Annotated in this window: 25 protein-coding genes; 10 read left to right on the top strand and 15 right to left on the bottom strand. The window is 48.6% G+C overall.

The window, feature by feature from the left end:
* Position 1 precedes the first annotated feature (1 nt).
* The 3 genes from HMPREF1091_RS06980 to HMPREF1091_RS06990 are packed head-to-tail and all read left to right on the top strand — an operon-like array spanning position 2 to position 2,559.
* The gene (locus HMPREF1091_RS06980) at positions 2-994 is read left to right on the top strand and encodes a metal ABC transporter substrate-binding protein (RefSeq protein ID WP_002564104.1); all 993 of its coding nucleotides are present in this window, start codon (positions 2-4) and stop codon (positions 992-994) included.
* Positions 991-1,755 carry a metal ABC transporter ATP-binding protein gene (locus HMPREF1091_RS06985; protein ID WP_002564105.1) on the top strand — a complete coding sequence of 255 codons (765 nt, stop codon included), beginning with the start codon at positions 991-993 and terminating at the stop codon, positions 1,753-1,755. The genes HMPREF1091_RS06980 and HMPREF1091_RS06985 overlap by 4 nt, the downstream gene beginning before the upstream one ends.
* Entirely contained in the window at positions 1,756-2,559 is an 804-nt protein-coding gene (locus HMPREF1091_RS06990; RefSeq protein WP_002564106.1) for a metal ABC transporter permease, read from the top strand.
* Between the two features lie 118 nt (positions 2,560-2,677).
* Here HMPREF1091_RS06990 and HMPREF1091_RS06995 read toward each other — a convergent pair whose 3' ends face one another.
* From HMPREF1091_RS06995 to HMPREF1091_RS07005, 3 genes are all read right to left on the bottom strand, one after another.
* Positions 2,678-5,509, bottom strand: a complete 2,832-nt coding sequence (locus tag HMPREF1091_RS06995; protein ID WP_002564107.1) for a heavy metal translocating P-type ATPase — start codon at positions 5,507-5,509, stop codon at positions 2,678-2,680.
* A 9-nt stretch (positions 5,510-5,518) separates the two neighbouring features.
* The gene (locus HMPREF1091_RS07000; RefSeq protein WP_002564108.1) at positions 5,519-5,818 is read right to left on the bottom strand and encodes a metal-sensing transcriptional repressor; all 300 of its coding nucleotides are present in this window, start codon (positions 5,816-5,818) and stop codon (positions 5,519-5,521) included.
* Between the two features lie 149 nt (positions 5,819-5,967).
* Complete coding sequence (locus tag HMPREF1091_RS07005; protein WP_002564109.1) at positions 5,968-6,537, bottom strand: nitroreductase family protein; 570 nt, start codon at positions 6,535-6,537, stop codon at positions 5,968-5,970.
* Between the two features lie 223 nt (positions 6,538-6,760).
* Here HMPREF1091_RS07005 and HMPREF1091_RS07010 point away from each other — a divergent pair, with 223 nt between their 5' ends.
* Positions 6,761-7,696 carry a 3-hydroxyacyl-CoA dehydrogenase gene (locus HMPREF1091_RS07010; protein WP_002564110.1) on the top strand — a complete coding sequence of 312 codons (936 nt, stop codon included), beginning with the start codon at positions 6,761-6,763 and terminating at the stop codon, positions 7,694-7,696.
* Positions 7,697-7,831: 135 nt separating this feature from the next.
* Here HMPREF1091_RS07010 and brnQ read toward each other — a convergent pair whose 3' ends face one another.
* The 6 genes from brnQ to HMPREF1091_RS07040 all read right to left on the bottom strand — a co-directional run bounded on the left by brnQ (position 7,832) and on the right by HMPREF1091_RS07040 (position 13,818).
* Positions 7,832-9,172: a branched-chain amino acid transport system II carrier protein gene (brnQ, locus tag HMPREF1091_RS07015; protein WP_002564111.1), complete on the bottom strand. Its 1,341-nt coding sequence runs from the start codon at positions 9,170-9,172 to the stop codon at positions 7,832-7,834.
* A 76-nt stretch (positions 9,173-9,248) separates the two neighbouring features.
* Positions 9,249-9,722: a hypothetical protein gene (locus tag HMPREF1091_RS07020; RefSeq protein WP_155887841.1), complete on the bottom strand. Its 474-nt coding sequence runs from the start codon at positions 9,720-9,722 to the stop codon at positions 9,249-9,251.
* Between the two features lie 15 nt (positions 9,723-9,737).
* On the bottom strand, positions 9,738-10,190 hold the full coding sequence (locus tag HMPREF1091_RS07025; protein WP_002564113.1) for a LytTR family DNA-binding domain-containing protein: 453 nt from the start codon (positions 10,188-10,190) through the stop codon (positions 9,738-9,740).
* Between the two features lie 256 nt (positions 10,191-10,446).
* Positions 10,447-11,964 carry a PTS fructose transporter subunit IIC gene (locus HMPREF1091_RS07030; RefSeq protein ID WP_002564114.1) on the bottom strand — a complete coding sequence of 506 codons (1,518 nt, stop codon included), beginning with the start codon at positions 11,962-11,964 and terminating at the stop codon, positions 10,447-10,449.
* Positions 11,965-12,027: 63 nt separating this feature from the next.
* Complete coding sequence (locus HMPREF1091_RS07035) at positions 12,028-12,945, bottom strand: 1-phosphofructokinase family hexose kinase (protein ID WP_002564115.1); 918 nt, start codon at positions 12,943-12,945, stop codon at positions 12,028-12,030.
* A gap of 21 nt (positions 12,946-12,966) precedes the next feature.
* The gene (locus HMPREF1091_RS07040; RefSeq protein ID WP_002564116.1) at positions 12,967-13,818 is read right to left on the bottom strand and encodes a class II fructose-bisphosphate aldolase; all 852 of its coding nucleotides are present in this window, start codon (positions 13,816-13,818) and stop codon (positions 12,967-12,969) included.
* 447 nt (positions 13,819-14,265) lie between these two features.
* Between HMPREF1091_RS07040 and HMPREF1091_RS07050 the strand changes: the two genes are divergently transcribed.
* Both HMPREF1091_RS07050 and HMPREF1091_RS07055 read left to right on the top strand, forming a co-directional pair.
* Positions 14,266-15,117: a DeoR/GlpR family DNA-binding transcription regulator gene (locus tag HMPREF1091_RS07050; RefSeq protein WP_002564117.1), complete on the top strand. Its 852-nt coding sequence runs from the start codon at positions 14,266-14,268 to the stop codon at positions 15,115-15,117.
* A 155-nt stretch (positions 15,118-15,272) separates the two neighbouring features.
* On the top strand, positions 15,273-15,848 hold the full coding sequence (locus HMPREF1091_RS07055; protein WP_002564118.1) for a helix-turn-helix domain-containing protein: 576 nt from the start codon (positions 15,273-15,275) through the stop codon (positions 15,846-15,848).
* A gap of 5 nt (positions 15,849-15,853) precedes the next feature.
* Here the strand turns inward: HMPREF1091_RS07055 and HMPREF1091_RS07060 are convergent, their stop codons facing one another.
* Both HMPREF1091_RS07060 and HMPREF1091_RS07065 read right to left on the bottom strand, forming a co-directional pair.
* Complete coding sequence (locus tag HMPREF1091_RS07060) at positions 15,854-16,942, bottom strand: GTP-binding protein (RefSeq protein WP_035424313.1); 1,089 nt, start codon at positions 16,940-16,942, stop codon at positions 15,854-15,856.
* A gap of 211 nt (positions 16,943-17,153) precedes the next feature.
* Positions 17,154-18,212, bottom strand: coding sequence for an NAD(P)-dependent alcohol dehydrogenase (locus HMPREF1091_RS07065; RefSeq protein WP_002564120.1), 1,059 nt, complete (start codon positions 18,210-18,212; stop codon positions 17,154-17,156).
* Between the two features lie 452 nt (positions 18,213-18,664).
* Here HMPREF1091_RS07065 and HMPREF1091_RS07070 point away from each other — a divergent pair, with 452 nt between their 5' ends.
* The 4 genes from HMPREF1091_RS07070 to HMPREF1091_RS07085 are packed head-to-tail and all read left to right on the top strand — an operon-like array spanning position 18,665 to position 23,059.
* A complete protein-coding gene (locus tag HMPREF1091_RS07070; RefSeq protein WP_002564121.1) occupies positions 18,665-19,606 on the top strand; it encodes a metal ABC transporter solute-binding protein, Zn/Mn family in 942 nt (313 codons plus the stop codon).
* Positions 19,599-20,336, top strand: a complete 738-nt coding sequence (locus tag HMPREF1091_RS07075; protein WP_002564122.1) for a metal ABC transporter ATP-binding protein — start codon at positions 19,599-19,601, stop codon at positions 20,334-20,336. Before HMPREF1091_RS07070 ends, HMPREF1091_RS07075 begins: the two co-directional genes overlap by 8 nt.
* Positions 20,336-21,121, top strand: coding sequence for a metal ABC transporter permease (locus HMPREF1091_RS07080; protein WP_002564123.1), 786 nt, complete (start codon positions 20,336-20,338; stop codon positions 21,119-21,121). The genes HMPREF1091_RS07075 and HMPREF1091_RS07080 overlap by 1 nt, the downstream gene beginning before the upstream one ends.
* A gap of 27 nt (positions 21,122-21,148) precedes the next feature.
* Entirely contained in the window at positions 21,149-23,059 is a 1,911-nt protein-coding gene (locus tag HMPREF1091_RS07085) for a hypothetical protein (RefSeq protein ID WP_002564124.1), read from the top strand.
* Positions 23,060-23,180: 121 nt separating this feature from the next.
* Here the strand turns inward: HMPREF1091_RS07085 and HMPREF1091_RS07090 are convergent, their stop codons facing one another.
* From HMPREF1091_RS07090 to HMPREF1091_RS08150, 4 genes are all read right to left on the bottom strand, one after another.
* Positions 23,181-23,699 (bottom strand): hypothetical protein, encoded by a 519-nt coding sequence (locus HMPREF1091_RS07090; RefSeq protein ID WP_002564125.1) that lies wholly within the window; start codon positions 23,697-23,699, stop codon positions 23,181-23,183.
* 33 nt (positions 23,700-23,732) lie between these two features.
* Positions 23,733-24,083 (bottom strand): arsenate reductase family protein, encoded by a 351-nt coding sequence (locus tag HMPREF1091_RS07095; protein WP_002564126.1) that lies wholly within the window; start codon positions 24,081-24,083, stop codon positions 23,733-23,735.
* Positions 24,084-24,085: 2 nt separating this feature from the next.
* Positions 24,086-24,820 carry a TetR/AcrR family transcriptional regulator gene (locus tag HMPREF1091_RS08145; RefSeq protein WP_002564127.1) on the bottom strand — a complete coding sequence of 245 codons (735 nt, stop codon included), beginning with the start codon at positions 24,818-24,820 and terminating at the stop codon, positions 24,086-24,088.
* A 201-nt stretch (positions 24,821-25,021) separates the two neighbouring features.
* Positions 25,022-26,065: a helix-turn-helix domain-containing protein gene (locus tag HMPREF1091_RS08150; protein WP_002564128.1), complete on the bottom strand. Its 1,044-nt coding sequence runs from the start codon at positions 26,063-26,065 to the stop codon at positions 25,022-25,024.
* Positions 26,066-26,198 lie beyond the last annotated feature (133 nt).

Raw genomic sequence — 26,198 nt, forward strand, 5'->3', positions numbered from 1 at the left:
CATGCACAAGAACATGACGCGCGCAGACTTTTTACGCCTGAGTGGAGCTACCGCATGTGTGGTTGCCCCTACCCTGCTAGGACTTTCGGGCTGTAATAAACCTGCAGGCACCAACGGAGCTGCCAAGGACTCTAAGCTACAGGTACTTGCAAGCTTTTATCCCATAGCGGACTTTGCCCAAAAAATTGGTGGCGATAAAATCGAGGTCAAGACGCTTGTTCCCACTGGTACCGAACCACATGACTGGGAGCCTTCAACCTCTGATATGATTCAGTTTACCAATGCTAAGCTGCTGATTTACAACGGAGCTGGCATGGAGCACTGGGTGGATGACACACTCAAGAGCCTGGGGGACACCGCGCCAAAGGCAATTGCTGCATCCGAGGGCATTACGTTATTAGAGGCAGACAAAACGGACCCCGAACACGAACACGAGGATAAGCACGATGATCATGACGAGCATGAGCATGGTGCATACGATCCTCACGTATGGCTCGATCCAAAAAATGCCAAAGCAGAGATGAAGAACATTATGAATGCCTTGGTTGAGCTGGATCCTGATAATAAAGAGAGCTACACCTCCAACTTTAGCAAGTGGGAAGCTGAGTGCGACAAACTGGATAGCGAATTCTCAGACCAGCTAGCAGGCGTTTTACAGAAAACCGTTGTTGTTTCCCACGCGGCTTTTGGATACCTCTGCAATGAGTATGGCCTTACCCAGTACTCCATTGGCGACATTGATGCCGAGGCTGAGCCCGATGCAAAGCGTATGGCAGAAATTGCAGAATATGTTAAGAACAACAAGGTGAGCACCATCTTTAGTGAAGAGCTGGTCAGCCCTAAAGTAGCTAAGGCAATTGCCGAGGAAACCGGTGCAAAGATGGAAGAGCTTAACCCCTTGGAGGGCCTGAGCGATGACGAGATCGCTGCTGGAGAAGACTACTTTTCCGTCATGCGTTCTAATCTAAAGAAACTGGTAGGTGCACTTTCGTGATAGATAAAACACGCGGCGCGGATAATGAGCGTGCCGCGTTGCCCTTATCGCTTGCCGAGGTAAGCGTACGTTTGGGCAAAAAACAAATACTATCTAACGTATCTCTCGAGCTTGGCTGGGGAGATACGTTAGTTTTGCTTGGCGCCAATGGCGCGGGTAAATCCACCCTTATAAAAACTGCTCTTGGTGAGCTCATCCCCAATTCAGGCCACGCAAAACTTTTTGGCATCACTGCCACACGCTTTACAAACTGGGATCGCATTGGCTACGTTCAACAGCTGCCGCCTACCAGCGTGCTTCGTTTTCCGGCCACCGCTTTGGAACTTGTGCAAGCAAGTATGCAGACAAGCGTACCAATACGGATGCCAAAAACCCCACAGACCAGCAGTACTGGAACTCATAACAAGAAGGCTCGTCGTGCTCGTGCGCTTGAGACCTTGGAGCAGGTGGGCATGCAGGACTTTGCGCAGCACGTTATTGGCAGCCTTTCCGGAGGGCAACTGCAGCGAGTACGCCTTGCAGCATCGCTTGTCTCTAAGCCTGACCTGCTGATTCTCGATGAACCCACTACCGGCATTGACCAGGCAAGCACCTGCGATTTCTTTGAACTTATCGGCAGCCTTAAGCAGCAGCGTACACTCTCGGTGCTACTAGTAACGCACGATAAAGAAGCAATTGACCTGGCAGGTGGTCAGCAGTTGTCGCTCGAAGGCGGTTGTTTGTACCCCTCTTTTGGCATGTCTCCTAAGCAGGAGGGATAAATGTTAGCTTATGCCTTCATGCAGCGCAGTCTTATCATTGGTTTGCTGCTTGGTATTACTCTGCCCCTTATTGGCGTTACGGTTGTGCTGCGCAGACTTTCTATGGTAGGCGACGCTCTGTCCCACACATCCCTTGCAGGCGTAGCGGCAGGGCTTATCGCCGGTATCAATCCGGTCTTTGGTGCCGCTGCTGCCTGTTTAGCCGGAGCCTTTTGTATAGAGGCCATTCGCAAGCGCTTTAAAGAGCAGTCTGAACTTGCTGTGGCCGTAGTCCTTGCGGCAGGCATTGGTTTAGCGGGTGTACTCTCTGGTTTTGTGCCAAACGCTGCCAATTTTAGTGCGTTTTTGTTTGGCAGTATTCTTACCGTTTCTAACGAGGAAACCCTGTTTGTGATAGCTGTTACAGCAGTGGCAGTCCTGTTTTGTTTTAGTGCACGACGCTCGCTCTTTTTGCTTGCCTATGATGAGACGCAAGCGCGTATCTGCGGTGTTAATGTGCCGCTCATGAACGCCAGTTTTATAGCCATCACAGCTCTGATAGTTGCCGTAGCTTCACGCACGGTTGGTTCGCTCATGGTTTCTTCCATGATGGTGGTCCCCGTTGCTTGTGCGCTTCAGCTCGCAAAAAGCTGGAAGACCACCTGTCTTGTTGCCTGCAGCGTGGGAGTTATTTCCACCCTTGTGGGACTTACCATCTCTTTCTATCTTGGCCTAAAGCCAGGCGGCACCATTGTGCTACTTTCCGTGGCACTGCTTGCGATTATCTTTGCGATCCGCTCACTTATGACAAGGGCTTCTCGATAAGAACTTCTCGATAAAAGCGCGCTGGTGTCGACGCCAGTATCGGTGCCGATACCGAGGCCGATGCCGATGCCGATACCAGTGCTAGTACCAGTGCCGGCGCCGACAGACTTCTTATGCCTTACGCAATGTTGGTAACCGTATACCCTGCCTGCTCAACCGCTTTGATGAGCTTGTTGTCAGACACCAACAAACCCGCATCAAGCGTAGCGGTCTTGTCATCAAGTGATACCCGCACATTTTTTACACCGCGCACGCCTTCAAGCGCCTCGGTTACATGCGCTGCGCAGTGCTCGCACTTCATACCATCAATAGTAAGTGTCTTGGCTGCCATAGGAGCATTTCCTTTCTCTTGAGCTTCTCCAGAAGCATTGGTATCGTCAGTTGTTTTATCGTCAGCGCTGGTATTGTCAGTATTTTCACCATGAGCGCTGGTATTGTGGACATTTGTGTGGGCTACCTGCTGAGAAACCCCATCATCCTGAGCATGTGGCGCAACGCGCGGTCTCCAGCCAAACAGACGCAAGGCATTGGACACCACAAACACGGACGAGAAGCCCATGGCCAGCGCACCAATCATGGGATTGAGCGTAATGCCAAAGGGAACCAGCACACCCATGGCAACCGGAATACAAATGACGTTATAGAACAACGCCCAGAACAGATTCTGATGGATGTCAGTCAAAGTGGCACGGGAGAGCTCGATGGCTGTTGCTACATCTGCAGGATTGGAATGCATGAGCACCACTTGGGCAGAACTGATAGCAATGTCGGTACCAGCGCCAATAGCGATGCCTACATCTGCTCGTGCCAGTGCGGGTGCATCATTGATACCGTCGCCCACCATAGCAACCGTTTTGCCAGAGGCCTGCAGCTCTCTAATCGTATGCTCCTTCTGATCCGGAAGCACACCAGCAATAACCTCATCCACACCCACTGCCTGCGCAACGACACGGGCAGTCTTTTCCTGATCACCCGTAAGCATAATAGTATGCAGTCCCAACTCATGAAGGCGCTTCACCGCAGACGCAGACTGCACCTTTATAGCATCGCTCACCGCAATCATGCCCAGCGCACGACCGTCCGCACTAAAGAACAGTGGCGTTGCTCCTTGTTCCATCCACACATCTGCATCAGCGAGAAGTTCTGTGATCGAAACCTCATGTGCCTGCAGGTGAGACGCATTACCAGCAAGGACCAGCTTGCCATCTACATAAGCAACCAGCCCTGCTCCTGCCACTTGGCTAAAGTTCTCAACCACAGCTGCCTGGAGCTTTTGTACCTGCGCCGCCGCGCTGTCTGCGTCAGCTGTGTTACCCGTACCACCTGCGTCAGCTGTGTTACCCGTACCAACTGCGTCGCCTGTAAGCGCTTCCAGCTTTTTGCTCGCATAAGCAACTACGGCATCTGCCAAAGGATGCTCGGATTTAGACTCAATAGCAAGCGCATAGCCTAAAAGCTCAGCTTCGCTTACTCCTTGCGCTGAAACTATGGTAACCACACTGGGTTTACCTTCTGTAATGGTGCCCGTTTTATCAAATACCACGGTATCCAAAGCACCCGCTGTTTCGAGCACCTCTGCATCTTTAATGAGAATCCCAAATTTAGCACCACGCCCCGTGCCCACCATAACCGCAGTTGGTGTCGCCAATCCCAATGCACAGGGGCAAGAGATTACCAGCACGGATACCGCATGATTAAGTGCTACCGCAACCTCACCGGGAGCAAAAATAAGTAACCATGCTGCAAAGGTAAGCGCTGCCAAAACCATAACTATAGGCACAAATACGCCTGCAATACTATCTGCCACCCGTTGAATAGGTGCTTTAGTATTGGTTGCCTCATCCACCAGACGAATAATACCTGCAAGAGCAGTGTTTTCTCCAACGGCATCGGCGCGCATGGTAAACCAGCCGCCTTTAGAAACCGTGGCACCAACTACCTGCTCACCCGCCTGCTTGGTCACAGGCAGCGGCTCTCCGGTAATGGCGGATTCATCCAACACACCCGAACCCTCAAGAATCGTGCCATCTACCGGTACCGACTGTCCCGCACGCACCACAACCACATCGCCAACAGCCACGTGGTCGGTGGGCACCACAAGCTCCTTGCCCTCACGCAAAAGCGTTGCCGTTTTAGGAGAGAGATCCATCAAAGCGGAAATAGCATTGGTGGTTTTACCTTTAGCACGCGCTTCAAAAAACTTGCCCAAGGTGATGAGCGTCAAAATCATACCCGCAGAATCAAAATACAGCTCATGCGCCACGCTCATTACCAGCTGGGTATTGCCAAAGCCATAGCCCCACATAATCTGGAACAGAGCCACCAAACTATAGGCATACGAAGCGGCTGAACCCAAAGCTATCAGGGCATCCATATTAGGCGCCCCATGGAACAAAGACTTAAAGCCCATCACAAAGTATTCTCGATTAACAAACAGGATGGGCGTTGCAAGCACCAGCTCCAACAACGCACGAACGCCCATGCCCTGCATGCTGCCCAAAGCAAACAGCAAAGGCCATCCGAACATGGGACTCATAGCTACATAAAACAAAGGTACCGAGAATACCATCGACCAGATAAGCTGCATGCGCTTATGGTCAATGGCCTTTTGTGCGTTGTGCGCCGGATTAACCGTTGCACCCAAAACGGCGGCCGATGCCCCGCCTCCTATGCCTGCATTTGCATGAGACGAGAAGACCTCAGCTACGGTGCGAGGCGTTGCGCTATACCCGGCCTTATCGACAGCCTTTACAATAGCCTCAATAGTTTGAGCGTTGCCGTCATAGCTGACCTCCATTGAATTTTTGAGCAGATTAACCCGCGCGGATTCCACGCCATCGACCGCATTGGTAACGGCTTGGACACGCGCTTGACATGCTGCACAGGTCATGCCCTCAATGTCAAATACCTCAACAGCAGTGCTGGACGAAGGATCATGTTGTGTATCCATAGTGCTTCCTTACGAGAACTTCTTGAGGAGGTCTACAACCTCTGAAATAACCTCTGTGTTGCCCTGCTGGATTTCTTCTACAACGCAACTTTGCAGATGGTCTTCCAGCAGCATGCGAGAGACCGCCTTAACAGCACTTTGCGCAGCTGCTAATTGCACCAGCACATCCCCACAGTACCGGCCTTCTTCAATCATCTGCTTAACACCGTTAAGCTGGCCAATCGCACGATTAAGGCGTGTCGTTGTATCCTTTACGAGCTGCTCAGAGCGGGGCGTATGCTTTATATGGCAGGTTGGGCACTCGGTCATGGCTCACTCCTCAATATACCCCCAAGGGGTTTTTATACCTGAATCTACTATACCCCATAGAGGTATATATAAACAAGAAAAAACCGAGGCAACAAAACACTCGTTACCTCGGCTGTATCAAGTCTTTCTCGTGTTGCAAAGCCAAGCTCTTAGCGAACAACCTTTACGCGTGTACCATCATCTGCGGGCTTATCGTCAGGAACAGCAGCAATGCCACCAAATACCATTTGTGCAACAAGAGTATAGCCCTGAGGAACGTCAAACAGCTCTGCTAGCTTGTCATCAATAACAGGGTTGTAGTGCTGGAGATTTGCGCCAACGCCCTTCTCGGCAAATGCAGCCCAAATATTGGACTGGAGCATACCGTTTGCTTGGTTAGCCCAGATAGGGAAATTAGCTGCATAAGGAGTAAAGTCTGCCTGCATTGCCTTTACCGTATTCTGGTTGATATAGAACAACACGGTACCAGCGCCAGCCTTAAAGCCATCAATCTTCTCACGCGCAACCTTACCACCAAAGGCATCATAGACGGCATCCCAAAGCTCGTTTTGCTTCTCGCCCATTACAACAAGGGCATAAGCGCTCTTCATGTTAAAGGCATCCGGAGTAAGCTCAACGACGCGTTTTACCAGAGCTACAGCTTCCTCATCAGAAATAGGGAGTTCTTTGGTGAGTGCATACACAGAACGACGCTTTTCAAGCGCATCAAACAAAGACATAGTTCATCCTTCCTTATGGAGCCGAGAATTCCATGCCTCCAACAGACATGCTTTTTCTCGAACAGCAACGTTTGTAATTTTTTTCTATTCCCGTCAAATTTAGTTGTATACAATCTTTTTGTGAAATGCATAAAATCTGTTTTGAAACGTATGATGTGGGAAGAACAGTGGTAGTTCAGTACGCAACGCGCACCGGGCGCGTTCTATAAGAAAGAGGTTTGTCATGAGCTTTACAAAAGTAACAGTGGCAGGCGGCGGTGTTCTGGGCAGCCAGATTGCATTCCAGACCGCATTCAAGGGGTTTGACACCACCGTATGGCTGCGCTCTGAGGATTCCATTAAACGCGCTCGTCCTAAGTTTGAGCGTCTACGTGATATTTACCTGGGCATTCTTGACAATGCCAAGACTAATGAGAAGGCTCCTTGGCCTGCAGGCTGGGGTGCCAAGCTCGATGCAGCCGGCATCGACGCTCTTAAAGAGCAGGTACTCAAGGCCTATGACAATCTTAAGCTCACTACCAGCTATGAAGAAGCGGCAAATGTAGACTTCCTTATCGAGTCTATTGCAGAAGATCCCGCACAAAAAACCGCCTTTTACCAGGAGCTCGCAAAGTATCTTCCCGAGCATACCGTTGTAGCAACCAACTCTTCCACCATGATCCCCAGTATGTTTGCCGAGGCTACAGGTCGTCCTGAGAAATACCTTGCCCTGCACTTTGCAAACGAAATCTGGTCACATAACACGGGTGAGGTCATGGGTCACGCTGGTACAGATCAGAAGTATTACGATATGGTCGTAGAGTTTGCCAAGCAAATTGGCATGATTCCTCTGCTGCTTCACAAAGAGCAGCCTGGCTATATTCTCAACTCCATGCTCGTTCCCTTCCTTAACGCAAGCATGTCTTTGTGGGCCAATGATGTTGCAGACCCCGAGACTATCGATAAAACCTGGATGCTTGGCACTGGTGCTCCTGCAGGTCCTTTCCGCATTCTTGATATTGTTGGACTCACCACGGCATATAACATCAATGCCATGCAGCCCGATGCATCTGATCCCACCTCAATGCATGCAAAGATTGCCGCAAAGCTTAAGACCAAGATTGATGCCGGTGAATTAGGCATTAACGCAGGTAAGGGCTTCTACAATTACAGCAAGTAATCTCAGCAAAAACCAACAGTACGAACAAAGCGGGGTTTTTACACCCCGCTTTGTTTTACTCATTCGATTATACCTACTGCTTCTACCAGAGCTTGTGCCTATCATTACTGTTGCTTATAGCCACCGCTCATGTGCTTATACCTGCTGTTGCTTCTTGCCAAAGACAGCGCCATATGCCCAGACCAACACAAACGTTACTACCGAAGGTATAAACCAAGCCAGGCTTATATCTGCAAGAGGAAGCGCATCAAACACAATCCAAACCTGTGGTGCAAAACCATTTCTCATGGCAATGGCTGTGCTAATTACTATGCACACCACTACGGTCAGTTTCCAAGCCTTCGCAGTTGAAGGCTTACTGCCACCCGCAAGACCCAAGGCTGTCAAAACAAAGGTTACGGGATAGAGGGCAGAAAGCACGGGTACGGAATAAGCCAAGATGGTATCAAGACCAAAGTTCGCAAATACCACCGAGATCAGCACAATACCAATGGCCAGTTGTGTATAGTTCAGATGCTTTCCCACCTCTGTTGTAACAAAGTACTCAGAGATAGAGCTTACCAAGCCAACGCACACATTAAGACAGGCGATCAAGAAAATGGCAGCCACCAACGCCGATCCCGCAACACCATACTGTATCGTTGCCGCAGAAGAAATAATATCCGCACCGTTTGCCATGTTTCCAATCACAGGGCCTACCGTCATGCCCACAAAACACATGCCCAAGTACACCACGGCCATCACAATACCAGCAATCACACCAGAATGAATCACCTGGTTAGAAACAGCTTGAGGCTCTTTTAAGCCCAAAGACTGGATATTCATTGCAACAACCACACCAAAGGCAAGCGTTGCCAATACATCCATAGTTTCATATCCACGGATAAATCCCGTAGCAAGAGGGCTCGTGCTGTAAGCAGCTACCTGAGTGGCTTGTGGAGCAGCCGCAGGAAACAAAAGTGTTTTACCAACAACCAAGGTAATAAGAATGATAAGCGCCGGACCAGAAAACATACCCATGAGCTTATTAAGCTTGGTTGGATGCATGGCCAGCACAAAAGCCAGCGCAAAAAAGACAATCGAGAAGACCAGCTGAGCAAACGCTACTTTATCCTGTGCAACTCCCAGCAAAGGCAAAAGCATCTGAAACGATGTAGAAGCCGTACGAGGAATTGCCAAAAAAGGACCAATGGCTAAGTAGACAAGTGCTATGAATACTTTTGAAAACAGCGGATGGATTAAATTACCCAAATCTGTAGCTGTACCAATTTTTGCTACAGCCGCAATGGTCAAAATAGGTAGTCCAACAGCGGAAACGATAAAGCCTACCATTGCAGCTGTAGCAGCCGTACCAGCCTGAGCACCCACCATAGGGGCAAGAATAAGATTGCCAGCACCAAAGAGCATCGAAAAAAGCGTGATGCCTACGGTAAGAGAATTTTTTGCACTCAGGCGTGTGATAGATTGATCTTGCATGAGCATCCTTTGTCCGCTGGATAATAATTTTCCTACGGTACCAAAAAATAGCTCTGAATCAATGCTGTACGAGAGATTATTTAACCTGATGTTTTCTATATTCCTCAAGCTGCTGCATATAAGTACCGCCCTGCTTTTTGAATTTTGAGTTAATCGCAAGGGCATTTATTACCAATATCAGCAAATACAAAACAGTAAAAGCAATCCATGGACCTACCTGACTGACAGGTAGCCAAGTACCATACCATGCACAACCTACCAATACGGCAAAATAGCTCAGACCAAAACCAAGAATCCGCGTTATGTAGTTTAATGAGGCTGTGGTCTTGGTGTCGTATCTAAACCAAAATCCTTGCAGTATGCCTCCCATAATCCCTGCAATGATTATGCTGAGTATCAGCTCATTTTGCACCGCTTGATACTTGAGAAAGACATTAACAACCAATATGAGTACCAGCATTACAACTGAGCCAACACAGCCCTCCTTTGCATTTTGCACAAGGCGAACAACAGCACTGCTGTTTTTATCGGTAGATTCTTTAAAGTACACTCCCATAGTACTCCCCTACTTCCAAGACGTCAGTTTTTGTTTGATGGTGTTTGCATATGCCCGAGACACCAATACGGTGGTACCACCTTGTAAATCCAGAACCATACGACCATACAGTTCTGGCCTAATCCCAATGACGGCATCAAAATTGACAATGAGCTGTTTTGAAATGCGGATAAACTCCGTATGCTCTAAGTCATTTTCTAGAGCTCGTAAGCGCTGGGCACTTTCAAACACACGCCCATCCATGCAATGAATATGTGCCCTTGGCTCATGAGCCTCTACAAATGCCACCTGTGCAAACGGGATTACTATACGCTCAGTTCCAGCGCCTTGATACGCAAGGAATTTTCCTTCGCTCATGCGTAAGACTTCAAGCAGGCGAGGAAGCTGAGGATTATGAGGATCAACGGTGAGCTTGACTTCAATACCTTCAAAGCCATCTTTTTCTGTAATTGATATTCTCATTGACCTACCCTTCTCTTTGATGGACCCAGTATACAAAGCTCAGACTCACACGCCTCTGCAAAGAATCCTAAGATGCAACAAATGCTTGGTAAGTTGCACACCAAAGCTCTCACAAAGCACTGCAGACACAAAAAAACAGGACACAGCTCACAATGAACTGCATCCTGTTTTCTTAAGAGGGCTGGTAGACGTACGGTACATCCAGCACCTTTACTATGTTTGGAAGCACTCAGTCTACGTAGCTTGCTTACCCTGTTTAGTCAACAACCTTATTGCCGTTTTTGACATACTGATTGCGCTTAAAGAGCAAGAACAGCAAGCCACCTACAACGGTACCAGCAAGAATTGCTACCACCCACATAAGGCCACCATCAACAACAGGCAATACCAAGAAGCCACCATGAGGCGCTGGATCGTGGACGCCAAAGAAAATGGTGAGGATAGCGCCAATGGAAGAGCCAAGCATCATGATGGGCATAACGGGCCAAATGTTCTTGGTCATAAAAGGAATTGCGCCTTCGGTAATGTGCGTACAACCAAGGACAAAGTTAACCAAACCAGCATCGTGATCCTCTTGCGTAAAGTACTTCTTGCCCAAAAGGACAGCAAAGGTAGTAATCAGTGGAGGAACAATGCAAGCAGCAGAAACGGCAGCCATGAAGTTGGTACCAAAGTTATAGGTAGGGGTGCCAACACCAGCAGCTAAGGCCTCAGTAAGCATAGCGGTACCGGTTACGTACGCAGCCTTGTTCACAGGGCCACCCATGTCAAACGCGCACATGCAACCAATAGCAAGACCCAATACGATAGGACCAGAAGCAGAAAGGCTCCTGAGGAAGTCCATCATTGCCATATTAATTGCTGCCATAGGACCAGAAATGCCCAGCATTACCAGACCAACAATGAAGGCAGAGCACAGTGGATACAAAAACATTGCTTTAAGACCATTGAGGTTCTCGGGAAGATTGGCAAAGAGCTTCTCCAAAAGAACAATGGTATAACCAGCTAAGAAACCACCAATGATACCGCCCAAAAAGCCAAAGCCTACACCCGTACCGGTTGCGTCAATAAGGCCGGTCTCGGGTGATACAGGAAGACCTTGGATTGCAATCATGCCGGCAAGAAAACCAGGTACCAATGCAGGACGCTTACCTATGGACTCTGCAATGTAGGCAGAAAGCACCGGAACCATAAGGCCCATGCAGATACCACCGATAGTCTTAAGCAAGGCGGCAAAAGCATTGTAATCTGTAGCGGTAGAGCTAAATGAAGTAATGCCCCAAAGGAACGAAACTGCGGTAAGAACACCACCAGCAACTACAAAGACCAACATGTGGCTTACGCCGTTCATGAGGTGCTTGTAAATCTGATGGCCCACGGATTCCTTAGCAGGAGCATCGGTCTGAGAGTCAGCGTTTGCGACCTCTTTGGTCATCTCGCCAGAAGCCTGAGCGGTCAGAGCCTGGTCGATAAGAGCCTCTGCGTCCTCTTTTTTGATTGCTTTGCTCACGCCTACAGAAACCATAGGCTTGCCAGCAAAGCGCTCGGCATTCACGTCCTTATCGGCAGCGATAATGACCACCTGGGCAGCCTTGATCTGAGCTGGAGTAACCTCGTTCTCAATGCCTACCTGACCGTGAGTCTCCACCTTAATGGTGAGACCCTTGGCGGCTGCAGCATCCTCCAGCGCCTTCTTGGCCATAAAGGTGTGCGCAATGCCTGTTGGACAACCGGTAGCTGCGATAATGTCGTAGACCTGGGTGTCTTCAGCCATGTGCAACCCCTCCTTTCTTTTTGTGCCTGTGGCACATCCCCCTTGCGCTTACGCGCGATTACCTTACTTTATCTGTGAGACCTGAATTTGACTGGATAAACTATCCACTAAAGCAAAGTCTCCCAAACCAGCACTCATAGCAACATTGGCACCCGTTGCCATAGCGCGGGATAAAGCGCTCTTAACCTTACTACGATTTTCATTCCAGATAGACAAAAAACTTGCCAGAGTTGCATCGCCCGCGCACGCCGTGGATAACACACGGACCTTGGCAGCCGTAGCATGGTACACGTCCTGTCCGTCGTAAAAGTACGCACCATTACCGCCAAGCGTCAGCAAAATGTTTTGTGCGCCGCGCTCATGCAGCATGTGCAATGCGGCAATACAATCCTGCTCAGAATGAACGTCCACGCCAAAGATGTCCGCGACTTCCTCATCATTGGGTTTAATGAGCAGCGGGTTGCGCTCTACCAAATGAGCCAAACAGGGATGGGAAATATCCAGCACAAACTGCGCGCCTTTAGCTTGGACAACATTGATAACCTCATCGTAATACTGAGGGTCCATGTTGGGCGACAAACTGCCAGAGATAACCAGACAGTCCAGATCCTCCAAGCGGTCGATAAGGTCAAGCATCTGCAGCTGAGCCTTACGACTTACCGGTGCGCCAGCGTTTACCTGCTTGTATTCCTTATCGCCCACCGTAAGAAATACGTTAAGGCGCGTGATGCCATCGATCCAGACAGGCTTAACGGGACAAATCTTGGAAGCTCCGTCTACGATATAGCTGCCTGTAAAACCTCCGAAGAAGCCTAAGATCTGAGAGTCCACTCCATAGTGGGCGAGTGTAAAGGATACGTTGAGTCCTTTTCCGTTAGGTGTATACACGGCGTCACGCGTGCGATTGACCTTATCAAAGCGCAGGTCATCGCTGGTAATATTCATGTCTACCGCAGGATTAGTTGTAAGGGTGTAAATCATTACCTACTCCGGTTGCCGCACTTATGCACGATTGGTAGAGCCAAGGTTGTCCATGTGATCCTCAACAACCTTTTGAATGTTTACCATGCCAGGCGCCGCAGGCTTTTTAGGATCAAAGCAATCGGGATGAGCGGCCATGTACTCCATAAAGCCAGCCATGAATGCCTGACGCAGTTCTGTGGCATAGTTAACCTTGCAGATGCCGTTTTGAATGGCTTCTGCTACCTGATCATCTGGTACACCAGATGTACCGTGCAAAACCAGAGGAATATCAAGACGAGAACGGATCTCTTTAAGAACACCCTGCTCAATGTGGGGAATGCCCTTATATACGCCATGAGCGGTACCAACGCCAACCGCCAAAGATGTGCAGCCGGTGCGCTCGACAAACTCCACGGCCTCATCGGGATCGGTGTAGGGATTTTCTCCCTCTACAGCAGGGCCGTCATCCTCCTTGCCGCCAACCTTGCCCAGCTCTGCCTCTACCGGCAGGCCAATTGCCTGCGCAACCTTGGTTACCGAAGCAGTAAGTGCAATGTTGTCCTCAAAGCACACATGCGAACCATCAATCATAACCGAGGTGTAACCAGCACGCATTGCCTGCATACAGCGATCAAAGCTATCACCATGATCAAGATGCAGAGCCACAGGCACGCTTGCCTTTTGAGCAGCTGTGCGAACCATGGAAACAAAGTACTCTAAGCCAGCATACTTAAGCGTACCGGGCGTAGTTTGCATAATCACTGGAGACTTTTTAGCCTCAGCAGCACGAATAACAGCCATAACAAACTCAAGGTTCTCTACATTAAAGGCGCCCACTGCATAGTGGCGTGCCTGTGCATCACGCAACATTTCTTTGGTGCTTACCAGCATGACAAAGCATCCTTTCCCCTTGTGGTTCTGCTGATCTGTTGGTTTTGTCAGCCTGTGACCAACTCGCCAACTGGTGCCCAGCCTCATACTTCTTCACAAATGAGCCCGACATCACACAACCAAGCAGAACTTGTTTTGCGACAAAAACTTGCTTTTAAAGCTTGTCTTTAGTCGTAAAGCAATCTTTTGTTAGCTGTATTCTACGCGCTTATCAGCTCTCTTGTTCAGCTTGATTTTGCATTGTTTATCTGCAGGGAATATGAGAGATAGCCCTTTTAATAGTGCTTCTTTTGCTTTTTGTTTATCTTTTGTTTTGTTTGCTCGCTCCTCTCGATAAAAGCAAGAAAAAGCAAATCGAACTGTTATCATTAGCCTCAGATCATGCTTCACAGTTCCTACACGTTTTATACACATCTATACCTACACTATGCACGTTTGCGAGTATCCATGACAGGCAAAAACACCACGGCCACAAGCCCTACTTCCACCAATCCCACTCACACCGCACAGGCGAACGATACCATTGCGGGTTTTGTAGAAGCACGGCGTGCCCGCATTATGAGCCTTCTGAACCAAGAAGGCTCTGTCCAGGTAAACCAACTCGCAGAATTCTTTGGTGTTTCTCGCGTAACCATACGCACTGACTTAGATGCCTTGGGCAGAAACGGGCGTTTGCGTCGTACCCATGGCGGCGCTCTTGCCCTTGCCCGTACGGTCACCGTTTCTTTGCAAGATCAGCGCGTTAACCTTAACGCGGAGGGAAAACGCGCTGTTGCGCTCACCGCTGCCACACTGGTTCCCAACAACACAGCCATTTTGGTGGACTCTGGCACCACAGCAGTAGAGTTTGTAAAAGCGCTCGCAGATAAAACTGGCATCACCCTTATCACAAATGATTTTACGATTGCCAATTTGGTAGATCGCTCCATGCCCTCCATAGACGTAATCGTTTTGGGCGGCAAACTGCGCAAGGGTCACAGGTATTCCAGTGGCTGGCTGTCCTTGCAAATGCTTGAGTCGCTCCATCCCGATATGGCATTTGTGTGTCCCACCGCATATACACCTCAGTATGGCCTTACTACCAACAACCAAGAAATGGCAGAGCTTAAACGTGCCTTTATGCACTGTGCCGAGAAAACCTGTGTTCTTATGGATTCAAGTAAGCTTGGTGCGCAGGGCCTTATTAAATTTGCCAGCTTAGACGATGCAGACTTTGTTGTGTGCGAAACAAGCTCAGAAGCACTGTTTACAGAAGCACTGGAGGGCAGCGCTACACAGCTTGTTGTAGTGCCGGCATAACCGTGCAACCATACATCCGCACAACCATGTGACTATACAACCCTGTAAAACTGTTTTGACAGCTAGGATTAACAGGCACAATCCCCACTTGTCAAAGCCTTTTGATAGCGCTCATGCAGCTCTCAAGCTAGTCTGATACGTGAAAGGAGGACACCATGGAAATAGGAAAACATATCAAGCAGTATAGGAATGCCCTGTCCTTATCTCAGGATGATTTAGCTGCAAAAGCCTATGTTTCTCGACAGACCATTTCCAATTGGGAAAACGATAAAAGCTATCCAGATATCCATAGCTTGGTACTTCTATGCAATGTCTTTGACGTATCACTCGATCAGCTTATCAAGGGAGATTTGCCTATCATGAAAGCGCGCATCAATGAGATTGATCAAAGGGCATTTAACGCCCTAGGATACATGTTTACTCTATTGTTTATCCTCGTTATAGTAACGCCACTGCCTCTCGTCCACTATTTTGGAGGACTTGGAATCGCTGTCTGGGGTGTTCTTGCCTTCGCTGCACTTATCGTTGCGTATAAGGTTGAGAAATACAAGAAGCACTTTGACATGCAAACCTATCGTGAAATTCTGGCCTTTACAGAAGGTAAGCACCTCGATGAGCTTGAGAAGGCCCGAGAAGAAGGAAAGAGACCGTATCAAAAGATCTTGCTTGCTCTAGCAGCAGGCATCATTTCCGCGGTGGTTAGCACCGGCATGTACGTTATCTTTAAGTAACTCCATCAGCCATGCTCATGGTAATGCTCGTGGCAGTGCTCCTCATGAAGCTGCTCGTGCTCGTGCTCATGCTCGTGCTCGTGTGCCTGATGGTGGTGCCCCTCAATTTCTGCATGCTTACGCTGCAAAGCGGGGACAAAAAACTCACGCAAGGCATGACGGTTCAAAGCTTTGCCGATAAATACAGCGCGCACTTCATCTGCCTCCATGGATGGCTCGGCCCCCGTAAGAGCCCATGAGCGATCCACCACATCAAAACGTATCAGCTGCGCTCCGCACGCTACCACACCCTTGGCACGGGTTATCTGCCCAAAGGTGCCACAGGCAAGCGCGTCAGCAATCCAAGCAAGGTGCGCGGGCGTTGGCACAGACACGTACTGTAGTGCAAGGCTTTCGAGCTCATCGGTAGTATCGACAGCCTCAACGCCAGCGGCACTAAGAGACCCAATGGCACCAGGGCCGTTTGTTGTAGAGGATATTTCTTTGAACTCACTGCTCTTCTCGGCAGGAGCGTGGAGCAATGACCGCCACCACGCATCGGGCAACTCATCCCATGGCTGGCAAATCATAGTGGCAGCTTGATTGGATTGACGTACCAGCTCAGACAGGGACGCCGCAACAACATCATCAGAACCATGTGCAACCTTAGAGCACACAATGGTAGCTGCCGAGGCTATCTGATTGTCAAATACATCTGGATTGAGCGTGCGCTGGTGCGCACAATTAAGCGCATCAAGCACGGTGATGGCAGGCAATAAACGAATGTGCTCATAGCGGATTTTTGACAGATTTTCCAACACGCTACCCAAGCGTGCAATGCCCGTTGGCTCCACAACCAGGTAATCCGGGTCAAAGGTGTTGGCGATGGTAAGCACCGACGAAGCAAAGTCCTGTTTTCCCGAACAACAGATGCAATTCTCGGTAGACTCCCAGACCTCAAGCTCCGACGCATTTCTGAGCTGCTGGGCATCTATATCGGCCTGCCCGATCTCATTTTCATACACAACAAAATCGCGGCCCGTACGACGAGCAAGTTCCTTAATAAAGGTAGTTTTACCTGCACCTAGAAAACCAGAAACAACCAAAATGTCCATTACCGCTCCGCAAACACCAACGTCAATTTGCAGCTTACAAACCAAGCCAAACCTACCACTAACAACAGCTGCAGCCACCATCACAACTACTAAAAACAGGGCCGCCAAACACAGCGACGACCCTGTCCGTTAAACCCAACTATCCTGCAAAGATATACACCCTGTGCAGAGGCTTGTAGTGATCAATACCTTGTAGCGATTAACTATGAAGTTAGTCAATAACAACTACAGGCTTGATAAGATCTGCAGGCTTATCACGCATGAGGAACAGTGCCTCTTCTACATGATCCCAACCATGGAACAGGTGGGTAACCTCAGGATGAAGATCCAGACGGCCAGCCTCTACCAAGCTTGCCAGCTTCTCCATGCGCAGACGACCGCCAGGCATCAAGCCACCACGGATATCCTTGTGCCCCATACCAACGCCCCACTCAACGCGAGGAATAGATACGTAGTCACCAGAACCAAGGTAATTTACATTACCAATCTTGCCACCAGGCTTGAGCGCCTTAACCGCCTGCTCAAAGGTCTCTACGCCGCCACCAGCTACGCACACACGGTCTACGCCCTTGCCGCCTGTCATCTCCAAGACCTGATCGGCAATAGGACCGTCCTTGTAAGAGATAAAGTCAGTTGCGCCATAGCCCTTAGCAGCCTCAACGCATACCGGACGCGTACCTACCGCAATAATGCGAGAAGCACCATGGAGAGCAGCGCCGGCTACGCTCATCAGGCCAACAGGCCCAATACCAATAACCAAAACCGTATCACCAAATTGGACATCAGCAAGCTCTACTGCGTGGAAACCAGTGGGAACCATATCGGACAAAATGCAGGCATCTGCAGGATCCATGCCCTCAGGCATATGGGCAAGATTGCCATCTGCATCATTTACATGGAAGAACTCGGAGAAGACGCCATCCTTGAAGTTAGAGAACTTCCAACCGGCAAGCATGCCACCGGAGTGCATGGAATAGCCAGCCTGAGCTTCAAGCGAGTTCCAATCGGGAGTAATTGCAGGTACCAGTACGCGATCGCCGGGCTTGAAGTCCTTGACGCACTCGCCTACCTCTACAACCTCTGCAGAGCACTCATGACCCAAAATCATATTGTGGCGCTCACCAATAGCGCCCTCCCACAGAGTGTGAATATCGGAAGTACAAATAGCGATGGCAAGTGGCTTACAAATAGCATCAAGAGGACCACACTGAGGAACGTCCTTCTCGATCCAGCCAGACTCGCCGATCTTGAGCATTGCATAACCCTTCATAGGAACACCTTTCTCAAAAATCGACAACCATATGAAACCGCTCGTACAGCGGAATCTTCCAACTATGCCTAGAACGTATCACCACGTTTTATTTTACTCAAAAAACGGACGTTACTGACGAATTTTTGGAATTCCTTTTGACGGTATCTATGACCACGCATACGGCTAAAGAATGCCTTTAACCTGCGCTTTTTATGACAAGGATAGCGGTTTGTGTGTGGTGCACACGCGCGCTGCCCCTACGTAAAAACAAAAACACCATCAGCGTGTTTGTAACGTAATTCAAAAAATTTATAACTATTTTATAAAGTGCATTGCACAACAGTTATCTTGTGCTAACTTATTAGACACAAAAGCTAATTTGGTTTTCAATTTCAAATTTAAAAGGGATTGAGATCCAGTACTAAACCCAATAGTTCGACCCTGCTCGACCAAAGATTAAAGGAGATGTCATGCGTAAGGGAATTACCAAATTTCTTCTCGCTGCCTTCATAGCAACGCTCATTGCCCTACCACTTGCCGCGTGTAGCCAAGCCAATAAGAACGCAGCACCCGCCCAAGATGGAGCCGCTAAAAAGACGGTCTACACCACGTTTTTCCCCGTCTATGATCTTACCAAGCGCATTGTTGGTGACAAGATGGACGTCAAAATGATCATCAAGGGCAACCAAGAACCTCACGACTTTGAGCTCCAAGCAGCTGATAGAGCAGACATCAGCAAGGCAGACCTCATTGTGTACAACGGCGCCGGCATGGAATCCTTTATCGACGATCTCAAAACTTCCGCTAAAAATGATGATGTCTTCCTTGACCTATCCCAGGGACTCACGTTGCTTCAAAACAAGGATGCCGTAGCAGGCGACCAGTCCAGCGTTAACCCCCACACTTGGCTATCTGTTAAAAATGCCCTGGTAGAGCTAGACACCATCTATAAAACACTTGCTGCTCTTGACCCTCAAAATGCAGACTACTACAAGCAAAATTATGAGAAGGCCAGTGCTGAGTTCAAAGCGCTCGATCAAAAGTTTGAGGAAACCCTCTCTAAGGTTTCTGACTCCGAGAAGTACTTTGTTGTCTCCCATGCCGCCTTTAATTATCTTGCTCATGACTACGGTCTCAAGCAGGTAGCCGTTACCGGTATTTCCCCCGAAGATGAGCCTTCCGCAGCACAGTTGGCAACCATTGCAGACTTTGTAAAGAAGCATCAGATTAGCACCATCTTTTTTGAGGGTAAGGCCACTCCCAAAGTTGCAGAAACCCTTGCAAAGAGCACGGGCACCAAAACGGCAACCCTCTATACCATGGAAAGTTTGACCGAAGAAGAGCAGCAGATGGGCTATCTCAAGCTCATGGAACATAACCTGGATGAGCTGGTGAAATCCTTCAGTGAGTAACGTTTTAGACATAACTAATCTGTGCTTTGCCTACGAGGATGAACCCATCCTTCTAGACGTCACGCTTACGGTTAAGCAGGCTCAATTTGTTGCCGTAGTTGGCGAGAATGGCGCCGGTAAGTCTACGCTTATGAACCTAATTCTCGGTAAGCTCAAGCCACGCTCTGGTGAAATCTTCCTGTTTGGTGATGCCCAAACCGCTCACAATCACTATGCAGACATTGCCTACGTTTCGCAATATTCCGTTTTAGGATATAAGCATTTTCCTACAACGCTTGAGGAGGTTGTCCGCATCCATCTTAAGCACCTCAAAAAGAAGCTCTGCGTAGACAAGCTGCTTAAGACGGTGCGTTTGGAAGCACAGATACACAAAAAGCTCAGCCAACTTTCTGGCGGTCAGCTTCAGCGCGTTGGCCTACTGCTTGCCCTTATCAAGGATGCCAAGCTCATCTTGCTGGATGAGCCTACCTCGGGCATCGATAAGAAATTCTCGGCAGAGCTTTATCAGATTCTGCGCGAGCTGTGCGACCAGGGCAAAACCGTCATCATCATTACGCACCATCTCTCTGAGGCGCAAGGGTTTATCGATAAGGTCATGCGCTTGGAAGATGGCCACTGCTATGAAGTAGAGCCTTGTGAGCACGGAGGTCTGCAGCGCGTTTCCAGCGCAAAGGCTGAAAACACAAACGACATGCCATCTGCAAGCAACCCCAACGGAGGTGAGCGCTAATGTTTGAATACGAATTTATGCAGCGCGCCTTTGTGGTGGGAAGCATTTTGGCCGTTATCCTCCCCTGCATTGGCTTGCCCATTTTGCTCAAGCGCCTCTCTATGATGGGGGACACGCTTTCTCATGCCTCGCTAGCAGGCGTAGCAATTGGATTGTGCTTTGGCTTTGATCCGCTTTTGGGATCGGTAGTGGCCTGTATTATAGCGGGACTTTCTACAGAGATCCTGAGCGCTCGACTCAAATCCTACCAGGAGATTTCCACCGTTATTGTGCTGGCAGCGTCCATTGGTTTGGCCGGTATTTTTACCAGCCTTGCCGGCAATAGCAACTCCATTAGTTCATACCTCTTTGGTTCTATCGTAACTATTGGAGACCTGGAGTTTTATCTGGTTATCTGCGTTGCTTTTATCGTTATTGTTACGTACAAACTTTTGTATAACCGCCTGTACCTAAGCGTATTTGACCCACAATCCGCACCGCTGCTGGGCATCAATACCAACCTGATGAGCTTTGTGTTCTCTTTTTTGGTGGCCATTACCATTTCTATTGCAGCCAAGACCATTGGCTCGTTGATTGTCTCGTCCCTTTTGGTGGTACCAACCATTACCGCCATGCAGTTTAGCAAGACCTACTGCGGCACGCTGGGAATTTCCATGTTGGTATCACTGGTGGCTGTATATGCAGGACTTTACCTTTCATACTGCTACAACCTTCGCCCAGGCGCCGTTATCGTGCTGCTCTCGGTGGGCCTGCTGATCATCTCACTCATATTCAAGCGCAACTAACACAAGTAAGAAGACAAAGGAGCTTACATGATTAATAAGACTGGAGCAGTAGTTGCTGGCTTGCTCGTTGTATCTTTGGGCATTGGTAGCACTCTGTTTGTGCAGCAGACAAAACAACAACCGGTTAGTAACAAGGCCACTGCCATTACCGCCGCCCCCCTCGCACAAAAACAGACCGACTACGCCGCGGACGACACCACGCAGGTTTTGATCGATGCACCAGCTGTGTCCGCTGATGAAATCGTAAAGATTATCAAACATGGCGATCACTGGCACGTTTTTACCAAAGACGGCCGTGAAATTATTACCTACTCCGACCCCACCAAAGCGGGCAGCGCCGCCAACCTCAAAAACACTGCCAGCGTATTGAGCGGCGAATCGCTCAAGCGCATTGATCCCAACACGGTTGTACGTTTGCTTAAGCATGGAAACCATTGGCACATTTTTACCGCGGGCGGATCAGAATATATAAGCTACACCGACCCTCGCCCCTACTATCCAAATGCCACGGTAGGTACCTATGAGGGCAATCATGGCACTTCCCACAACTATGGCAATGGATCTAACACTGGCAGCACCCACCAGACTGGCGGCCAAATCAATCCAGATAGCTCTTCTCAACCCGGTGGTGGCCTTCCCGGCAATCCAGGCTTGCACACTATATCGGTAGTAACCCTTGATGAGCTGCGCCGCTTGCCCATCACCAAGATTTTGCGTCATGCGGACCACTGGCATTGCTATACTGCCGACAATACCGAGTACATTACCAAAGATAACCCCGCCAGCGCATTTCCTGGCATAGTCATTGGCGAATATAGTGGCACCGATACCCCCGGCGGCCATCCCGAGCCCCAGCCCCCAGTAGGACCTATCAGGCAGGATCCCAACGATCCCAAACGCGTAGTTCGCATTGAGCACCATGAAGACCACTGGCATCTGCATCATGCGGATGGCACCGAGTCCATCACCAGGGAAGATCCTTCTCGTTTGTATCCCGATATTACGATTGAGGAGTACGATCCCAACAATGGCCACATCCTTGATCCTTTGATTGACGGCGAGAAGTTCTCCTACGATGAAATAGAGCCTAAGCTTGCCGTGGATATTAAATCCATTACCTACGGTAACTTGGTACATTCCGTTCGCTTTGATCGTGAGCGCGACGCTTTTGTCATTCCCCACTACGATCACTACCACTACGTCTCTCTGCAGACCATTATTCAGTGTTGTAAAGACAGCTACTTTGCACAGTCCTTTGGCAATGCGTCTGCCCGTGATGTAGTAGCCACTATTAAGTACCTCATTGCTCATCCCGAGGCTCGTCCTAAGGGCGAGAATGGCTGGGGCTCCGATGCTTCTGTAGATACGTCTGATACCTCCGATACTCCAGCTACTCCCAACACTCCTGATACTCACGACAACACCAATGATGCAGGAACTTCTCATTCCAATGCGAATACCAAAAAGCCCACCCGCATCATTGAGGAAGCTAACAACATTTGGTTGGTGTACTACGAAGATAGCTCTACCCAGGAGTTTTCTTACGATCCATCCTCCAAGTGGCCTGGCGTAAAGGTAGAAAAGGCTACCCACACTAAACCGAATGGCGATATGACTCAGGAAGAAATTATTGCTAAGTGGTCCAAGATTTACGGCATGACGCAAGATGAGTTTGAAGATGCTTTCCTAGCGCTCCCCTACACTCCCATGGAAGAAATCATTTTCAACACGGATGGCACCGTTATTGTTCACGGCAAAACGTACCAATTTAAACCCTTGGCTGAAAAGCCAAAAGCCGAGGCATCCAAAGAGGTGGAAAAGCCCGAAGCGACGGAAGCTCCAAGTCCTCAACCTAAAGATGAAACAGCCGAGAAGCCCTCACATGAGGAATCTATAGATACATCATCCGTACACACAGATACTGCTACAGAGGAATAGACTTTAAGAGTGTGCTTTTAAGCACAACAACAGCGGTTTTACCGGCAATCTCCGCGACTCGGGGTTGCCGGTTTTTCTTTTTGGCCCTCAACTCTTGCACGCTAAGGACTCTATCGCTGAGCTATTTTGACTTGTTGTACTTCTGCCTAAGAGCCACATATCTAATGAGTAAGGCCACTACATAAGCGGGCACAAACACCAGCATACCTGCGAGCACATTTGCAAGAAAGAAGGAATCCAGATCCCCTATAGTAACGATGATGGTTCCACCAACGAAAAGAACAAGCCACAACAGCCCATATAAAAACAGGGGCTTAAGGACATACGGTATCCAAGAAGGCCTTTGTACCTGTTCGGGGAACTCTTGGCAATGAGAAGCAGAGGACTGAGTCTGATCGGTGCGCACACTTTGCTGATTGCGCAAAAGCTCTTCTATTTCTTGGAGCTGCGTGCTATTTGGATTTTGCAATTGATGAGCTCTTGCAATGAGCAAGGCTCGAGCCCTGAGAAAATCCACCTCATCGGCAAACATATTTTCGCGCCTATCTTGCGCGATAAGAGTATCCAGACTTATGTCAAGAGCGCAGGATGTGTTCTTATAATCCTGCGCGTTGTTATACGACACGTTCTTGTTGTCCATACCTTCTCAATCGCTTGGCATAAGCTGACAAAACTAGAGGAGCTTCTCGGCCCATTCGCTTTCTTTAAAGCCCACTAATATAGTATCACCATCAATAATAAGTGGTCTTTTTACCAACATGCCATCGGTGGACAACAACTCATACTGCTCCTCTTCAGACATAGTAGGGAGCTTGTCTTTAAGACCCATGGACTTGTAAAGAAGGCCACTGGTATTAAAGAACTTTTTAAGAGGTAAACCACTTTTTGTATGCCATGCTTTGAGCTCAGCGGCACTAGGGTTTTGTTCCTTGATATGCCTATCCTCATAGACAAGCTCATGCTCATCAAGCCACTTCTTTGCACGCTTGCAGGTAGTGCACTTAGGATATTCAATAAAGACCATACCTAATCCTTTGGCGTAATCGCTTCATAACCAGCATGGAAGAATTTTACCAGTACACGCATAGAAACAAGAGCCTTTTGGAAATCTGGCTCAAGTCTAAATACCGTAAACAAGGCATTGAAGTATGAAATAGCAAAGACCGTAGCTAGTGTAGGCGATACTCCAGCATCCTCGGTTTTCTCGGTAGGAGAGCTACTTTGAGCGGCAGCACCATTTGAAACACTACGCTGAGCACCCATATGAGCCAAGACAGATCTATCACCAATATCCGCAAGATCAGAAACAAGGTTTTGCCAGCCCGTGCCCTCGGGACTTTCCATCAAGAGAAGCAATGCATCACGGTTGTCATACATAATCTGAGCAAACTGCTCGATGAACGACCGTTCTAAATCGCAGAGTGCATCGGGTGTTTGTTCTTCTTTAGGAAGATCTAAGAACTGCTGATATGAGGTTTTATACAGCGACAATAAGCTGGTGGCGACGGGAGTAACAATTGCGTCAAAAAGATTTCTTTTACCAGGGAAATACCCATAGATAGCACCGGTAGTTAGTCCTGCGCTTACAGCAATGGCGCGCATGGAAGACTTCTCATACCCATTAGCAGAAAACTCACGTAGCGCTGTTTGAATAATATGCTCGCGCGACGTAACGCCTTTATGAGTAAGTGGAGTCTTTGAAGCCGTAGTGGCTACATGCTGGCGTGACAAAATAATCCCCCTCTTTGGTCTCTTGCGCATGTTGGTCTCTTGTTTTTAATATGAGCGCATGCTCATATATACAGGAATTATAGAGGACCAGATTGATTTTATTGCATAGCTGCAAAAAAACCAAATTGTATCTGAAGAGTTATTTGGAAAGCTTTCATCTACCTGTTTACTACAAATACATGAGACAAGAGAGGGGGCTTGGACGGTTTGGGCAAGCAGTTAAAATGGTGTTTAATGCATTACCCACTCAGCAAAAATACGAACGATGGGATATAAAATAGCAGCTACAGGCCATATAATCCAGCTGTGACCCCAATCATAACTGATAAAACTGATAAGTAGATACCCCGCGATTACAACATTCCAATACAGCGTAGCAATCTTAGGAAGCCCTTTTTCTGCGGATTTCTTGCAGGGGGCATAGTTACCTTCTTGAAGCAACTTTTTAAAGCTATCTGCCACCAGATTCGTTTTTATAATCCAAAAAAGGGCTATAGCAACTATAAGAATCGTTATTGAGACTATCAGACCGTCGCTCCAAGAACCAGACAGGTATTCCTCAAAAAACAGGGGTATTGCACTGGCGATACACAATAGTATGCCAGCCGTCATACGGATACGGTACCCCTCTTGAGCTGCCTCTTGTTTTCTTTGTACAACGGCTTCCACACCATATTGTAGGGACAGCACTTCTTTTGAAATGTAATCAAAACGAGAAAGTTTAAGATTCTGGAAGAAACACAGTGCGACACCTGCGGCAACCATGCCTATCAATACAGTAAAACCAATTGCTTGAGCAAGGGTAGCATCTATATATTTGTTGCCCAGTGACAGTAGAGCCATAAGTATCGCGGAGCTTGCAACGCACAAAAATACACCAAACGCAAACGGTCCAGACATCCGTTGCGTAGCTTCCAAAAAAGCCTGAGCTTCATCGAGCGTTACAAAATGAGTGGGCCTGGTAGTTGCTTTATCGCAAGCTTCATCTGTAGTAGAAGATGCAGAAGAAACATCTGCCTGTGCAAAAACAGCATCTTGCTTCTCTGCGTCAACAGCTATGGCCGCTACGGGTTCATCCAGTTCATCTCGAAGCAAATAATCTGTAGAAACACCAAAGAGCGAACCAAGGGCTATTATTTTTTGGATATCAGGAATGGAGGCACTAGACTCCCATTTACTTACTGACTGACGCGATACACCCAACTCATGTGCAAGCTCTTCCTGAGACCAGCCCATACGCTTGCGCAAGCTCATTATTTTCTCGCCCAAAATCATACGTTCTCCTTTGTCCGAAGCTATTGTACCGGATACAAAGACCATACGAATTTGGATAGTTGCACACTACCAAGCTGACTTGGAATTTTGTTAACTTGTGGTTGCAATCGGTGTTAAGCTGGGCTTTTATAAT

This window comes from Atopobium minutum 10063974, from assembly GCF_000364325.1.
GTDB lineage: Bacteria > Actinomycetota > Coriobacteriia > Coriobacteriales > Atopobiaceae > Atopobium > Atopobium minutum.

What these genes read in the sequence shown, in the direction of transcription:
- HMPREF1091_RS06980 (WP_002564104.1), top strand. Translation starts at nt 2, where the DNA reads ATGCACAAGAACATGACGCGCGCAGACTTTTTACGCCTGAGTGGAGCT.
- HMPREF1091_RS06990 (WP_002564106.1), top strand. Translation starts at nt 1,756, where the DNA reads ATGTTAGCTTATGCCTTCATGCAGCGCAGTCTTATCATTGGTTTGCTG.
- HMPREF1091_RS06995 (WP_002564107.1), bottom strand. Translation starts at nt 5,509, where the DNA reads ATGGATACACAACATGATCCTTCGTCCAGCACTGCTGTTGAGGTATTT.
- HMPREF1091_RS07000 (WP_002564108.1), bottom strand. Translation starts at nt 5,818, where the DNA reads ATGACCGAGTGCCCAACCTGCCATATAAAGCATACGCCCCGCTCTGAG.
- HMPREF1091_RS07005 (WP_002564109.1), bottom strand. Translation starts at nt 6,537, where the DNA reads ATGTCTTTGTTTGATGCGCTTGAAAAGCGTCGTTCTGTGTATGCACTC.
- HMPREF1091_RS07010 (WP_002564110.1), top strand. Translation starts at nt 6,761, where the DNA reads ATGAGCTTTACAAAAGTAACAGTGGCAGGCGGCGGTGTTCTGGGCAGC.
- brnQ (WP_002564111.1), bottom strand. Translation starts at nt 9,172, where the DNA reads ATGCAAGATCAATCTATCACACGCCTGAGTGCAAAAAATTCTCTTACC.
- HMPREF1091_RS07025 (WP_002564113.1), bottom strand. Translation starts at nt 10,190, where the DNA reads ATGAGAATATCAATTACAGAAAAAGATGGCTTTGAAGGTATTGAAGTC.
- HMPREF1091_RS07030 (WP_002564114.1), bottom strand. Translation starts at nt 11,964, where the DNA reads ATGGCTGAAGACACCCAGGTCTACGACATTATCGCAGCTACCGGTTGT.
- HMPREF1091_RS07035 (WP_002564115.1), bottom strand. Translation starts at nt 12,945, where the DNA reads ATGATTTACACCCTTACAACTAATCCTGCGGTAGACATGAATATTACC.
- HMPREF1091_RS07040 (WP_002564116.1), bottom strand. Translation starts at nt 13,818, where the DNA reads ATGCTGGTAAGCACCAAAGAAATGTTGCGTGATGCACAGGCACGCCAC.
- HMPREF1091_RS07050 (WP_002564117.1), top strand. Translation starts at nt 14,266, where the DNA reads ATGACAGGCAAAAACACCACGGCCACAAGCCCTACTTCCACCAATCCC.
- HMPREF1091_RS07055 (WP_002564118.1), top strand. Translation starts at nt 15,273, where the DNA reads ATGGAAATAGGAAAACATATCAAGCAGTATAGGAATGCCCTGTCCTTA.
- HMPREF1091_RS07060 (WP_035424313.1), bottom strand. Translation starts at nt 16,942, where the DNA reads ATGGACATTTTGGTTGTTTCTGGTTTTCTAGGTGCAGGTAAAACTACC.
- HMPREF1091_RS07065 (WP_002564120.1), bottom strand. Translation starts at nt 18,212, where the DNA reads ATGAAGGGTTATGCAATGCTCAAGATCGGCGAGTCTGGCTGGATCGAG.
- HMPREF1091_RS07070 (WP_002564121.1), top strand. Translation starts at nt 18,665, where the DNA reads ATGCGTAAGGGAATTACCAAATTTCTTCTCGCTGCCTTCATAGCAACG.
- HMPREF1091_RS07080 (WP_002564123.1), top strand. Translation starts at nt 20,336, where the DNA reads ATGTTTGAATACGAATTTATGCAGCGCGCCTTTGTGGTGGGAAGCATT.
- HMPREF1091_RS07085 (WP_002564124.1), top strand. Translation starts at nt 21,149, where the DNA reads ATGATTAATAAGACTGGAGCAGTAGTTGCTGGCTTGCTCGTTGTATCT.
- HMPREF1091_RS07090 (WP_002564125.1), bottom strand. Translation starts at nt 23,699, where the DNA reads ATGGACAACAAGAACGTGTCGTATAACAACGCGCAGGATTATAAGAAC.
- HMPREF1091_RS07095 (WP_002564126.1), bottom strand. Translation starts at nt 24,083, where the DNA reads ATGGTCTTTATTGAATATCCTAAGTGCACTACCTGCAAGCGTGCAAAG.
- HMPREF1091_RS08145 (WP_002564127.1), bottom strand. Translation starts at nt 24,820, where the DNA reads ATGCGCAAGAGACCAAAGAGGGGGATTATTTTGTCACGCCAGCATGTA.
- HMPREF1091_RS08150 (WP_002564128.1), bottom strand. Translation starts at nt 26,065, where the DNA reads ATGATTTTGGGCGAGAAAATAATGAGCTTGCGCAAGCGTATGGGCTGG.